A 13,312-nucleotide genomic window follows, 5' to 3' on the forward strand; every position below is an offset into this window, starting at 1 on the left:
TACCGCTGTCACGTTGGTGTCGAGTCCGGGACCATGTCCCGACCGACCGATCGGTCTGGGCACGGCGCCGTCGTCGAAGGGGTCAGACGCGTTCCAGCCGGAGCATCGACCAGGACACGGGCGGCAGGTCCACGTGGGCGTGGTCGTCGGCCACCTTCGCGGAGGTGTTGGTGCGCGGCAGCACGGAGGTCGCGTCGTCGGCCGTGGCCGACCACGTGTGGTCGGGGTTCGACAGCGTGAGCGCCTCGGCCACCCGGAGCCCCGGGAAGCCGCGCAGGTCCACCCCGAGCGCCACGTCGTCGGCGAGCGACCGGTTCACCGCGAACACCACGACGCCACCTGTCTCGGGGTCGTGCGTCGCGACGGCGTCGAGCACCGGGACCGGGCCGAACTTGGCCGTCTCCTGCGCGGGCGCGTCCACCGCGAGGCGCAGCACCTCGCCGGCGGCGTGCCGCGCCGTGAGCGCGAAGGGGTGGAAGGTCGTCTGCCGCCAGGACCGGCCGCCCGGCTCGGTCATGATCGGCGCGATGACGTTGACGAGCTGGGCGAGCGACGCCGCGTGCACCCGGTCGGTGTGGCGCAGCAGCGAGATCAGCAGGTTGCCGACCACGACGGCGTCGGCCACGTTGTAGCGGTCCTCCAGCAGCACCGGCGCGACGGGCCAGTCGTCGCCCGACGGCGGCCGGGACTCGGCGCGCTTCTGGTACCAGACGTTCCACTCGTCGAACGAGACATGGATCCGCTTGGTGTGCTTGCCCGCCGCGCGCACGGCGTCGGCCGTCGCGGCCACCGAGTCGACGAAGTGGTCCATGTTCACCGCGGAGGCCAGGAACGACGCGAGGTCGCCGTCCTCCTCCCAGTAGTAGGCGTGCGCCGAGATGTGGTCCACGTGCTCGTAGGCCTCGGTCAGGACCGTGTGCTCCCACTCGCCGAACGTGGGCATCTGGGAACCCGACGAGCCGCACGCCACGAGCTCGATGTCCGGGTCGATCATCCGCATGGCGCGGGCGGTCTCGGCCGCGAGCCGCCCGTACTCGTGCGCGGTCTTGTGGCCGATCTGCCACGGGCCGTCCATCTCGTTGCCCAGGCACCACATCTTGATGCGGTACGGCTCCTCGGCGCCGTTCGCCCTGCGGAGGTCGCTCCACCTGGTGCCGCCAGGCACGTTGCAGTACTCGAGGAGATCAAGGGCCTCCTGCACGCCGCGCGTGCCGAGGTTGACGGCCATCATGGGCTCGACGCCGGTCCGGGCGCACCAGCGCATGAACTCGTCGACGCCCACGAGGTTCGGGTCGGTCGAGTGCCACGCGAGGTCCAGACGCCGGGGGCGCTGCTCGACCGGGCCGATGCCGTCCTCCCAGCGGTACCCCGAGACGAAGTTGCCACCGGGGTAGCGCACCGTCGAGACGCCGAGCTCGCGGGTGAGCTCGACGACGTCGCCCCGGAAGCCGTCGGCGTCGGCGGTCGGATGGCCGGGATCGTGCAGACCCGTGTACACGCTGCGGCCCAGGTGCTCGACGAACGAGCCGAACGTGCGGGGGCGCACCGGACCGACGACGAACGCCGGGTCGATGGTGACGGATGCGGACAGCATGAGCGATGTACTCCTCGATGGTTGGTTCGTGGTGCAGCCGTGGGGGCGCACGCAGGCGGGGCGGCCGCCGTGGCAGTGGATGCCGCGACCGCCCCGCCTGTGCGTTCGGTGGGTCAGACTCGATGGGTCAGGCTCAGCGGGTCAGGCCCTACTGTCCGAGCTGGTTCTGCAGGTCGGCCTGCGTCTGGTCCAGCGCCTCCTGGGCCGACGTGCCGTTCTCGTAGATCTCGTTGAGCGTGACCGTGCGGAACGTGTCGTCGACGGTGGGCCAGTTCGGGTCGCTGAACGACTGGAAGTGCCCGATGCCGTCCTTGACCTCGTTCAGCACGTCGAACAGGTTGGTCTGGAAGTACTTGTTGAACTTGTTCTCCGGGTTCTTGGTGACTTCCTCGTCCTCCCAGACCGCCATGTTCACGGGGTCGAAGCCCAGCACCTCCCAGACGGCGACGTTCGCCTCGGGGGAGAGCTTGGCGAACGCCAGCCACTCGGCGGCCAGGTCCTTGTTCGGCGAGACGACGGGGACCGCCGCACCGGTTCCGCCACCACCGATGGTCTGCACGACGGCGTCGTCGGTGACCGGCGCCGGGGCGATGGCCACCTTGCCGGCGAGGTCGGGCATGTAGTCGACGAACCGGGACGTGTACCAGGCCGGGTAGACGATCGCGGCGTAGTCGCCGTCGTTGATGGCGCCGTACGCCTCCTCGGAGTCGGGGCTCCCGCCGGGGATGGTGGAGATCGCACCGGCGTCCTGCATGTCCTTCATCATCGAGAGGGTCTCGACGACCTCAGGGCTGTTCACCTGGACGTTGCCGGCGTCGTCGAAGAACTGGCCGCCGAGCTGGGCCGTGATGAGCGGCTCCAGGAACATGACGCTGGTGCTGGCGACGCCGAACGCCTTGCCGGTCTCCTCGTTGTACTTGGTCCCGGCCTCCTTGAAGTCGTCCCAGGTCTTGATGGTCGTGTAGTCGATGCCCGCGCCCTCGAGCGCCTCGGTGTTGTAGAACGTGGTGAACGCGCCCACGTGGGTCGGGAACCCGTAGATCGTGCCGTCCTTGCTGTACAGGTCGAGGCGCGCCTGGACGACGTCGTCCTTGTACGGGGCCGCGTACTCGGTCAGGTCGAGCAGCGGGGGGTTCTCGCCCTTGACGAAGTTGGCGAACTTGTTGACCTCGATGTCGACGACGTCCGGCAGGCCCTCACCGGAGTTCACGGCGAGCTGCAGCTTGTTGTGCATGTCGTCGTAGGGGTAGACGGTGACCTCGAGCTGGATCTCCTTGTCGGGGTTGGCCTCGTTCCACCGCTCGGCCATCTCCTCGTAGTACGTCGCGTGCACGTCGGCGAACGTCCACATGTTCAGCGTCGTGGAGCCGTCGGCGTTCTTCACGGGTGCCTCCGGCTGACCACCGCCGCAGGCGGTCAGCGCCGTCACCGCGAGTGCGGCGACCAGTGTGGACGCCATCGTCCGTAGCCTTGTCATCATTTCTCCGTTCGATCTGGAAAGGGGTCGATCTGGGAAGGGTCAGCCTTTGACCGCTCCCGCGGTGATTCCTTCGATGAAGAACCGCTGGAATGCGAGGAAAAGAATGAGGATCGGGATCAGCGAGAAGAAGGCCCCGATGATGAGCAGCTCGTAGTTGTTGCCGTACGGCGTCAGCAGCGTGTTGAGGCCGATCGGGAGCGTGAACTTCTCGGGGCTGCGCAGCACCAGCAGCGGCCAGAGGAAGTTGTTCCAGCAGAGCATCCCGTTGAGGATCGCCATGGCGGCCATCGCCGGCTTGGTGATGGGCAGCACCAGGCGGAAGAAGATGCCGAACTCGCTCACGCCGTCCATCCGGCCGGCCTCGATGATCTCCTTCGGTATCCCCAGGAAGTACTGGCGGAAGAAGAAGATGGTCACGGCCGCCGCCAGGAAGGGGAGTGCGATCACCGTGTACGTGTCGGCCAGGCCCATGTCGTTGACCTGGACGTACAGGGGCAGCATGAGCATCTCGAACGGCACGGTCATGACGAGGAGCACCATGATGAACCACAGGGTCTTGGTCCGGAACTCGTACATCGCGAAGCCGTAGGCGACGAAGGAGCTCACCAGGAGCGTGCCCGCCACCTGCGCCACGGTGAGGACCAGCGTGTTGGCGAACCACCGGAAGTACGGCCCGGAGTCCGTGAACAGCAGGACGTAGTTGTCCAGGCTGAGCGAGCCGAGGTCGACGTCGAACGTCATGCCGCGCCGGATCACCTCGTTGCCGTCCTGGAACGTGCCCACGAAGATCGCCAGGAGCGGCACCAGGGAGATGAGCGCCATCACGATGAGGAAGGCGCCCTGGATCCAGGCCGCCGTGGACGGCCCGTTGCGTCGGCGGGCTGGGGCGGGACGAGCGGTCGTCGCGCGGTCTGCTTCGTGCAGGGCGGTCATGCCGCAGCCTCCTTCTTGAAGGTGCCGCTGGCGACGAGGTAGGAGATGTTGATCGCCATGATGACGGCGAGCAGCACCACGCCGACGGCCGACGCGAAGCCGAGGTCGTTCTCCTCGATGCCCTTGCGGTACAGGTAGCCCACGACGGTGAGGCCCTGGTTGTTGGGGGAGTTGTTGCCGGCGTAGAGCATGAAGCTCTCGAGGAACATCGACAGGCCGCCGTAGACGCTGATCGTGACGACGTAGACGATGGTCGGCCGGATGTTCGGGATGGTGATGTGGATGAACTGGCGGAACTTGCTCGCGCCGTCGATCGAGGCCGCCTCGTAGTACTCGGTCGGGATCGCCTGCATGCCGGCGAGGAAATACATCATGTTGACGCCGGTCCAGCGCCACAGGGCGATGGCGAGCAGGGCCACGAGCCCGGTGACGTCGCCGCGCAGCCAGCGGACCGGGCCGAACCCGAAGAAGTCCGCGACCTGGTTCATGATCGCGGCGTCGGACTCCGCGAAGATGAGGCGGAAGACGATTCCCGCCACCACGACGGAGGTCAGTGCCGGCACGAACATCGACGCCTTGAAGAACGCCTTGATCCGGGCGCTGCCGATGTTCGAGTTGATCAGTGCCGCCAGGGCCAGCGGGATCGGGATGAGGAGCACCAGCGTCAGGACCATGTAACGCAGGCTGTTGAACAGTGCCTGCCAGAAGATGCGGTCCCGCCAGAGCCGGTCGTAGTTGTCGAGCCCGATGAATGTCGCCTGCCCGTAGAGCACCTCCTGGGTGCTCATCACGAACGACCGGCCCAGTGGAACGACCCAGAAGACCGCGAGGGTCACGAGGAACGGCAGGATGAACAGGTAGGGCGCAAGTTTCTTCGAGTAGAGGAGCTGCTTCACGGCGTTCTGGATCCTCCTTGATCAGAGCCTTGGGTGATACCCGCGCGACGGAGCCAGGCCGTCGGTCGAGGGGTGTCATGATGGGCAACGTGGTGAAGATGAGCGACGTGGCACTCGAAGCCGGTGTCTCGAAGATGACGGTCTCGAACGTCATCAACGGTCGACCGGGAGCGAGCGAGGACACCCGTGCCCGCGTGCTCGAGGCGGTGGCCCGGCTGGGCTACCGGGTGAACACGACGGCGCGCCAGCTCCGGGCCGGCCGCAGCGGCGCGATCGGCCTGCTGGTCCCGCACCTCGACGGCCCCTACTACCCCCACCTCGCGGCGCGCCTGGACACCCTCGCGCAGTCGAGGGGCTACCACGTCATCATCGAGCGCACCGGCGCCACCAGGGAGGGCGAGCTCGCGGCCATCTCCGCCGAGCGGGTACGGCCGTACAGCGGCGTGGTGTTCAGCCCGGTCCAGATCGATGCGGCGGACGTGCGCCGCGCGGGCATCGAGGTCCCAGTGGTCCTGCTCGGCGAGCGGCGGATCGGCGGCGAGTTCGACCACGTGATGATGGACAACGTGGGCGGCGCCGAGCTCGCGACGTCGTACATGCTCGAGCGTGGCGCGCGGCGCATCGCCCTGATCGGTGGTCGACCGGAGACGGGTGTCGACAGCATGCCGACCCTGCGCACCCGCGGCTACCGCAGTGCGCACGCGAAGGCCGGCGTGCCGGTCGACGAACGGCTCGTCGTCGACGGCGCGTCGTTCACCACGAAGGACGGCTACGAGGCGGTCATGCGGCTGCATCGCGACGGCGTCTCGTTCGACGGCGCCTTCGCGCTGACCGACGCCGCGGCGATGGGCGCCCTGCGCGCGCTGGCCGACATCGGACTGCGCGTCCCGGGCGACGTCCAGGTCGTCGGCTTCGACAACGACGCGGAGGGCGAGTACTTCGTCCCACGGCTGACCACCATGGACCCGGGCAACGACTCGATGGCCGAGCGCGTCATGGAGCTGCTCCTGCGCCGTGTCGAGGCCGCCGCGTCGGACGCGGGGGAGACTCAGGACGTGGTGGAGTCGGTGATGTCGGCTCGGATCGTGGTTCGCGAGTCGACGCTCGCTCACGTACCCCGGTAGACGTGGATCGGTCACAGCTTCTCTTCCTCGAGTAGCCCGTCACTGGCATGACGTTTATCGATAAAGTAGAGGGCATCTCGGAAGGTGTCAACGCCTGTCGCCCGGATTGGTGCGGGTGAGATCGGCGGGCGGCACCCTCTGGGTGCGCCTTCGGAAGCCGCCTATTTACTAGTAAAGTAGCCGCCTCGCGCGACCGGACGTCGACGCCCGAGCCGGGCGGCGCACCCCGGTCGGTGCGGAGGAAATCTCCCGTGCCCACGGCGGTTCCCACCATGTCGGGGCCCGGAGCCCGAACCCTAGGTTCGAGGACATGGAGATCAGACCAGCTCGTTCGTGTCCCCGCCCGCGTCCGGCCCAGCCCGTGACCAGCCCGGGAAGGGACTGAGATGACCATCGCTCTCGACTCTCCGGCCCCCGTCGAGGGGCCGGCCCCCGCACGGATGGGAAGGCCCGCGATCGGGGCACTGGGCGTCCTCGCGCTCGCGCTCGGCACCCTGCAGACGGTGGTGGACCCGGCCCGTCCCCTGCTGGAGCGCGAGCTGGGTGTCGACTCGGCAGCGGCCGCGCTGATCGCCAGCACCCTGCTGATCACCGGCGCGATCGTGGCGCCCATCGCGGGCAAGCTCGGCGACCGCTACGGCGGGAAGCGGGTGCTCCTCGTGCTGATGGCGCTCGTCTCGGCAGGCGGCGTGGTGTCGAGCCTCGCGCCGAACCTGCCGGTGCTGCTGATCGGTCAGACGCTGCAGGGTGCGATGGTGGGCGCGCTGCCGTTGTCGTTCATCCTGGTGCGCAAGAACTTCCCGAAGGGGCAGACGCAGGTGGCCGTCGGGGTCGTCAGCGCGCTGTTCACCGCCGGGGGCATCGTCGGGACGCTCGTCGCCGGGCCGCTGGCGGAGGGGCTGTCCTGGCACTGGATCTTCGCGGCGCCGACGATCGTGATCGTCGCGGCGACGGCGGTCGTGCTCCGGCTCATGCCGGACGATCCGCCGGGCGAACAGGGCACCACCATCGACTGGGCGGGTGTGGCACTGCTGAGCGCCACGCTGGTCGCCCTCATGCTGGGACTCCTCGTGGTGACCGGCGGCGGCGTCCCACCGCTCGCGGTGGGTGCCATCGTCCTCGTCGTCGCCGCGCTCGCAGTGGCCTGGGTGGCCGTCGAACGCCGGGCGATCTCCCCGATGGTGGAGCTGCGCATGCTGACGGCGCCCGCCCTGTGGAGCGCGGCCGTGCTCACCGTCGCCATCGCCGCCGTCTCCGCGATGCTGCAGACCTACGTCCCCAAGCTCTTCGAGGTGTCCGGCGACGGCTACGGCCTGGGGCTCGACACCACCGACATCGGGCTGTTCATGATGCCCGCCTCCATCGCCGGCGTGCTGGCGGGCTCGGTCGGCGGCCTCGCCGTCCAGCGGTACGGCGCACGTGCCGTAGCGACAACGGGCGCCGTGGCGACCGCCGCCATCCTCGTGACCGTGGCCGCGCTGCACGACACGGTGTGGCAGCTCGTCGTCGCCCGGGCGCTCGCCGCCTTCGTCGGTGGCCTGATCACCACCGCGCTGCTCGCCAGCACCGCCACCGCCGTCGCCGCCAAGGACACCGGCATCGCCACCAGCCTCCTCGTCGTGATCCGCCTGATCGGCGCCGTCGCGGGCGGCCAGCTCGCCGGCTCGGTCCTCGACGCCGGCAACGACCCGGCGTCCGGGGTGCCCGCCGAGTCGGCCTTCGTCACCGGGTTCCTCGTCGCCGCCCTCGTGGCCGCGTCGTCCCTGCTCGTCGTCCGCCATCTGAAGAAGGAAGTCCAGTCATGACAGCTCGGTCCGACATCTCCCGCTCCCACATCTCCCGCTCCCACACGGCCCGGCGCACGGTCCTGATCGCCGGAGCAAGCCTCGCCGGCCCGACGCTCGCGTACTGGCTGCACCGGTACGGGTTCTCGGTCACGGTGGTCGAGAAGGCGCACGCGCCACGTGGGGGCGGCTACCCGATCGACGTCCGCGGCACCGCGGTCGAGGTGGTCCGGCGCATGGGCATCCTGCCCCGGCTGCGGGCCGCGCACATCGACACCGGACGGTTCACCTTCCTCGACGCCGACGGCGCCGAGGTGGCCACCCTCCGCCCCCATGCGGTCGCCGGGAGCGTCGAGGGGCAGGATCTCGAGGTGGCGCGCGGGGACCTGACCGCCGCGCTGTACGGGACGGTCCGGGACGACGTGGAGCTCATGTTCGACGACTCCGTCGACCGGCTCGACCAGCACGGGCACGGGGTCGACGTCACCTTCCGCAGCGGCGAGCAGCGCACGTTCGAGGTGGTGGTCGGCGCCGACGGCATGCACTCCGGTACGCGGAAGGTCCTGTTCGGGCCGGAGGAACAGTTCCACCGGTACCTCGGCTACGGCTTCGCCGTGTTCACCATGCCCAACGTTCTCGGGCTGTCGCGCGAGCTCATGATGTGGAACACCCCTGGCAGGTCCGCCGCCCTCTACGCCACGGGGGACGCCACCGACGACCTGCACGCCTTCCTGAACTTCCACCAGCCGGAACAGCCGCTCCATGTCGTGCGAGAGGGCCTGCGGGACCCGGACGCCCAGCGGGACCTGGTCGCCAGGACCTACGCCGGTGCGGGCTGGGCGGTCCCGAGCATCGTCGACGCCATGCACCGGGCGGACGACCTGTTCTTCGACACGGCGGGCCAGATCCGCATGCCCCGCTGGTCGAGCGGCCGGGTGGCGCTCGTCGGGGACGCCGCCTACGCGCCGTCGTTCCTGACCGGACAGGGTTCCAGCCTCGCGCTGGTGGGCGCCTACATGCTCGCGAGGTCGCTGGCCGTGCACGGAGACCCGGTCGAGGCCTTCGCCGCCTACGAACGGGACACCCGCGGGTTCGTCACGATGAACCAGGCGCTGGTCGACAAGGGCGGCGCCCGGCTGTTCCCCACCACCGCCGAGGCGTTGGAACGGCGCAACACCATGCTCCGTGACCTGGTCGCCATGCCGGCCACGACGCCGCAGCCTGCCCACTCGGCCCTGGCGCTCCCCGAACCCGCGGCGACGGCATGAGCGAGGCCGACGTCGCCGGCCGGCGCTGAAAGATGACCATGCACCTGCTGCCAGGTTCGCTCGGATCCTGGCAGCAAGTGCATGGTCCCCCAGGCGGGCCAGGTCGAGGCGGGTCGTGAACCGGGACGCGGAGGAAATCCCTACCGCTGACGGGGGAACGCACCCTGTCCCGGCCGGGCGGCCCCACGGCAGGCTGGCAGTATGAAGACCATGACCCTCGACCCGCGAGCGCGGCGGTCCGGGCGGAGACCGGACTGGAGGCACCTGCTCGGCACGCCGTCGTCCACCGTCGCCTGGCGTTCGTACGGCTACCTGTGGTTCATGCTGCTCCTCGGACCGTTCGCACTCGCCTACGTGCTGGTCACCGTGGCGGTCACGGCCGGGGCCGCCGTGACGGTCGTCGGGCTGTTCGTCGCGGGCGGGCTCGTGGTGGGCGGTAGGTGGTGGGGCGCCGCCTACCGCCGCCTGGCGGGCCACCTGCTCGACACGCACGTCGCCGCGCCGGTGCCCCGACGGGCGGGCAGGGGGTTCTGGCCCCGGCTCGGGGGAGCGCTCGGCGACCCGGCGGGCTGGCGAGCGCTGCTGTTCATGCTCGCGGCTCTGCCGGTGACGCTCGCCGGGTTCATCGTGAGCACCGCGTTCCTCGTGCTCGGGTTCGGCGGCGTGACGTACTGGTCCTGGTTCTGGTCGCTGCCTCCCGAGCTGGCCATGGACAGCTCGTGGCACAACCCGGCGGGCCTCGCCGTCGTCGCCCTGGGCGGCCTGGTGCTGCTCGTCCTGTGGCCGCTGGTCCAGTCGGGTTTCGTCGCCCTGCTGAAGCTGCTGACCAGGGCGCTGCTCGGACCGACGGCCGCCAGCCTGCGGGTCGCCGAGCTCGAGCGTTCCCGGGCGGGCACGGTGCAGGACGCCGACGCCCGGCTGCGGCGCATCGAGCGTGACCTGCACGACGGGACCCAGGCGCGCCTGGTCGCCGTCGGCATGCAGCTCGGCGAGGCACGCGAGCAGCTCGTCTCCGGCGAGACCGACGCGGTGGGCGAGCTCCTCGAGGTGGCGCACGCGTCGACCAAGGACGCCCTGGCCGAGCTCCGCGAGCTGGCTCGCGGCATCCACCCGCCGGCCCTGGACAGCGGGCTCGCGGTCGCCCTCGAGACGCTCGCGGCACGCGCGCCGCTCCCGGTCACGGCGGACATCGACCCGGCGGTCGAGGCGGGCGGACGCCTCGCACCGGCGATCGAGTCGATCGTCTACTTCTCGATCGCCGAGCTGGTCACCAACGCGGCCAAGCACGCACGCGCGTCGCGGGTCGACGTGCGGGTCGAGGCGGTCGCCGGCGGCGGGAGCGGCATCCTGCGCATCCAGGTGCGGGACGACGGCGGCGGGGGAGCGGCCGTCGTCGCCCCGGACGGGTCCGGGCTGCGGTCGGGTCTCGCGGGGCTCGCCGAGCGGGTCGGTTCGGTCGACGGCACGTTCGACCTGTCCAGCCCCGTCGGTGGGCCGACCGTCGTGACCATGACGCTTCCTGCCGTGCGCGCCGGCACGGCGGGTGCGCGCCGCACGGGCGCCGGTGGTCGCGCATGACCGGGCCGGACGGGCTGCGGGTCGTGCTCGCCGAGGACTCCGGGATCCTGCGCGACGGGCTCGTCGCCCTGCTGACGCGCCGGGGGCACGAGGTGACGGCCGTGCCGGACGGCGAGAGCCTGGAGCGCGAGGTCCTTCGCCTCGCGGGCGAGTCGTCCCTGCCCGACGTCGTGGTCGCGGACATCCGCATGCCACCGACGTTCACCGACGAGGGCCTGCGCACGGTGGTCGCGCTGCGGGAGCGGTTCCCCGGGCTGCCGGTGCTGCTCTTCTCCCAGTACGTGGAGACGAGGTACGCCGGTGAGCTGCTCCAGGGCGACGCGCGCGCCGTTGGATACCTCCTGAAGGACCGCGTGCTCGACGTGGGGGAGTTCGCCCAGGCCCTCGCGCGGGTCGCCCGTGGCGAGACGGTGCTCGACCCGGAGGTGGTCTCCCAGCTCATGGGCGCCGCCGACCGGGACGCCGGCCGGGTGCGGCTGACCGACAGGGAACGCGAGGTGCTCGACCTCATCGCGCAGGGCCGGTCGAACGGCGGTATCGCCGAGCGGCTGTTCCTCTCCCAGGGCGCCGTGGAGAAGAACGTCGCCGCGATCTTCCAGAAGCTCGACCTGCCGTACGACGCGGCGGACAACCGCCGGGTGCTCGCCGTGCTGCGCTACCTGGGGGCCTGAGGCCGCGCCGGCCGGGTCGTGAGCCAGGCCGGGAGCCACGTCAGTACAGCTAGCCGGCTCTCATGCGTCTGGTGTCGTAGGCCCAGATCGCGATCTCGACGCGGTTGCGGGCGCCGAGCTTGGTCAGCAGCGACGCGACGTGGCTCTTGACCGTGCTGAGGCCGACGAAGAGCTCGGTGGCGATCTCCGCGTTGGTCCGTCCGCGTGCCACGAGCGCGAGCACCTCCTCCTCGCGTCCGGTGAGGGGGTCGGTGGGCTGGACCGGCCTCACCGGTGCCTGGTCGGCGAGGGTCGCCAGCAGCCGGCGGGTGACGTTGGGGGCGATCAGCGCGTCCCCGTTCGCCGCCGCGTGGACGGCCTGCACGAGGAGCTCCGGCCCGGCGTCCTTGAGCAGGAAGCCGCGGGCGCCGGCGCGCAGGGCGCCGAGGACGTACTCGTCGAGGTCGAACGTGGTGATCACGACGACCGCCAGCGGGTCAGGCACCTCCGGCCCGGCCAGGCGCCGCGTCACCTCGACGCCGTCGAGCCCGGGCATCCGGATGTCGACGAGGACCACGTCGGGACGCAGCCGGGTCGCCAGGTCGAGCGCCGCGAGCCCGTCCGCCGCTTCCCCCACGACCTCGAGGTCGGGTTGCGCGCCGAGGATCATCACGAGCCCGGCCCGGACCAGGTCCTGGTCGTCGGCCACGACCACTCGGATGCTCATGGCAGCGCCTCCACCGGCAGCACGGCCTCGACGACCCAGCCGCCGGTCGGAGCGGGCCCCGCGGAGAGCGATCCGCCGAGGAGATGGACGCGTTCGGCCATGCCAAGCAGGCCGAACCCGGGCTCAGGGGTCGGCCCCTTCTCGGTCCGTCCGTCGTCGCTGACCCGGAGCCTGACGGCGTCGCCGTCGCGGCGTAGGTCGATCCCGACGCGGGTCGCGCCCCGGGCGTGCCGCAGGGCGTTGGTCAGCGACTCCTGCGCGAGCCGGAAGAGCGCGGCGTCCACCGGTCCCGCCAGCCGGACCGACGAACCGTCCAGGGAGACCTCGACGGTGGGTGTCGCGTCGGGGCGCGCCAGGGCCGGCAGGTCCGCGACACCCGGCTGCGGTGCGTAGGCGACGGCCTCCTCCTCGCGCAGCACTCGCACCATGGACCTCATCTCCGCCAGGGTGCGCGACGCCTCGGACTCGATGGCGGCCAGGACCTCGGCGGCCTTCTCGGGCTGGAGGCCGGCGACCACCCCGCCGGCCTGCGCCTGGACCGCGATGGCCGAGACGTGGTGGGCCACGGTGTCGTGCAGCTCGCGCGCCAGCGCGACCCGCTCCTGGTTGCGGATCTCGTGCTGCCGGCGGTGCCAGAGGTCCGCGCGGTAGCGGAACACCGCCGCGAGGGCGACGAGCGACAGCAGGAGGACGCTGCCGCCGAAGACGTCGGTCCAGCCCCCGGAGGAGGCGTACATCCCCAGCGTGACGACGACCGTCACGAACGCCGTACCCAGGACGATCTCCCGGCCCGAGCCCCACCGGACCAGGGAGTAGAGCAGGATCAGGACGCCCATCATCGAGTAGAGGCCGAGGTCCCCTGCGTGCGTGACGAGCTGGAGGACCGAGAGCAGCCCGGCGCCGCCCCACCCGGCCAGGGCGGCGACCAGGGGGCGGCTCCGCCGCCAGAGCAGGGCAGGCACCAGCGCCAGGGCGAGCACCGTCACCAGGGGTCGCCAGGCCACGTCCGGCCGGGCGATGCCCTCGACCGACGCGGCGGCCGCGAGCACGCCCACCAGCAGCCAGTCGAGACGACCGATGGGCGGGGCGTCAGCAGGCCGCGGCTCATGCCAGATGGAACGCCCGACGGTGTGCACGGCCCCAGCCTAGGGATCGGCACGCCTCGGCGTACCCGCCGAAAGAACGAGAGAGGGACCAGCACATCGGCCAGGGATGCTCCGGCCTCCGGGCCGATGCGCCCGCCACCCGGGCTCGGCGATCGTGGACGCATCCTCACCA

The 13,312-nt window shown here is 70.8% G+C and carries 11 protein-coding genes; 5 read left to right on the plus strand and 6 right to left on the minus strand.

Features of this window, described 5'->3' with window-relative positions:
- Positions 1–82: 82 nt before the first annotated feature.
- The 4 genes from ACFWE2_RS03960 to ACFWE2_RS03975 form a co-directional block, all read right to left on the minus strand.
- Positions 83–1,594: an alpha-N-arabinofuranosidase gene (locus ACFWE2_RS03960; RefSeq protein WP_377222910.1), complete on the minus strand. Its 1,512-nt coding sequence runs from the start codon at positions 1,592–1,594 to the stop codon at positions 83–85.
- A gap of 148 nt (positions 1,595–1,742) precedes the next feature.
- On the minus strand, positions 1,743–3,053 hold the full coding sequence (locus ACFWE2_RS03965; protein WP_377222911.1) for an ABC transporter substrate-binding protein: 1,311 nt from the start codon (positions 3,051–3,053) through the stop codon (positions 1,743–1,745).
- A gap of 60 nt (positions 3,054–3,113) precedes the next feature.
- On the minus strand, positions 3,114–4,007 hold the full coding sequence (locus ACFWE2_RS03970) for a carbohydrate ABC transporter permease (protein ID WP_377222912.1): 894 nt from the start codon (positions 4,005–4,007) through the stop codon (positions 3,114–3,116).
- Positions 4,004–4,903 (minus strand): carbohydrate ABC transporter permease, encoded by a 900-nt coding sequence (locus tag ACFWE2_RS03975; RefSeq protein WP_377222913.1) that lies wholly within the window; start codon positions 4,901–4,903, stop codon positions 4,004–4,006. Before ACFWE2_RS03975 ends, ACFWE2_RS03970 begins: the two co-directional genes overlap by 4 nt.
- Positions 4,904–5,001: 98 nt before the next feature.
- Here ACFWE2_RS03975 and ACFWE2_RS03980 point away from each other — a divergent pair, with 98 nt between their 5' ends.
- The 5 genes from ACFWE2_RS03980 (at position 5,002) to ACFWE2_RS04000 (ending at position 11,328) form a co-directional block, all read left to right on the plus strand.
- Positions 5,002–6,027 carry a LacI family DNA-binding transcriptional regulator gene (locus ACFWE2_RS03980; RefSeq protein ID WP_377222914.1) on the plus strand — a complete coding sequence of 342 codons (1,026 nt, stop codon included), beginning with the start codon at positions 5,002–5,004 and terminating at the stop codon, positions 6,025–6,027.
- A 386-nt stretch (positions 6,028–6,413) separates the two neighbouring features.
- Positions 6,414–7,832, plus strand: a complete 1,419-nt coding sequence (locus tag ACFWE2_RS03985) for an MFS transporter (protein WP_377222915.1) — start codon at positions 6,414–6,416, stop codon at positions 7,830–7,832.
- Positions 7,829–9,079, plus strand: coding sequence for an FAD-dependent monooxygenase (locus tag ACFWE2_RS03990; RefSeq protein ID WP_377222916.1), 1,251 nt, complete (start codon positions 7,829–7,831; stop codon positions 9,077–9,079). The genes ACFWE2_RS03985 and ACFWE2_RS03990 overlap by 4 nt, the downstream gene beginning before the upstream one ends.
- 201 nt (positions 9,080–9,280) lie before the next feature.
- Complete coding sequence (locus ACFWE2_RS03995; protein WP_377222917.1) at positions 9,281–10,657, plus strand: sensor histidine kinase; 1,377 nt, start codon at positions 9,281–9,283, stop codon at positions 10,655–10,657.
- On the plus strand, positions 10,654–11,328 hold the full coding sequence (locus ACFWE2_RS04000) for a response regulator (RefSeq protein WP_377222918.1): 675 nt from the start codon (positions 10,654–10,656) through the stop codon (positions 11,326–11,328). The genes ACFWE2_RS03995 and ACFWE2_RS04000 overlap by 4 nt, the downstream gene beginning before the upstream one ends.
- Before the next feature lie 49 nt (positions 11,329–11,377).
- On the opposite strand, the gene ACFWE2_RS04005 is transcribed toward ACFWE2_RS04000, so the two are convergent.
- Positions 11,378–12,034, minus strand: coding sequence for a response regulator (locus ACFWE2_RS04005; protein ID WP_377222919.1), 657 nt, complete (start codon positions 12,032–12,034; stop codon positions 11,378–11,380).
- Positions 12,031–13,170, minus strand: a complete 1,140-nt coding sequence (locus ACFWE2_RS04010; protein ID WP_377222920.1) for a sensor histidine kinase — start codon at positions 13,168–13,170, stop codon at positions 12,031–12,033. The genes ACFWE2_RS04005 and ACFWE2_RS04010 overlap by 4 nt, the downstream gene beginning before the upstream one ends.
- Positions 13,171–13,312 lie beyond the last annotated feature (142 nt).

The sequence above is a fragment of the Promicromonospora sp. NPDC060271 genome, assembly GCF_042726755.1.
Classification (GTDB): Bacteria; Actinomycetota; Actinomycetes; order Actinomycetales; family Cellulomonadaceae; genus Promicromonospora.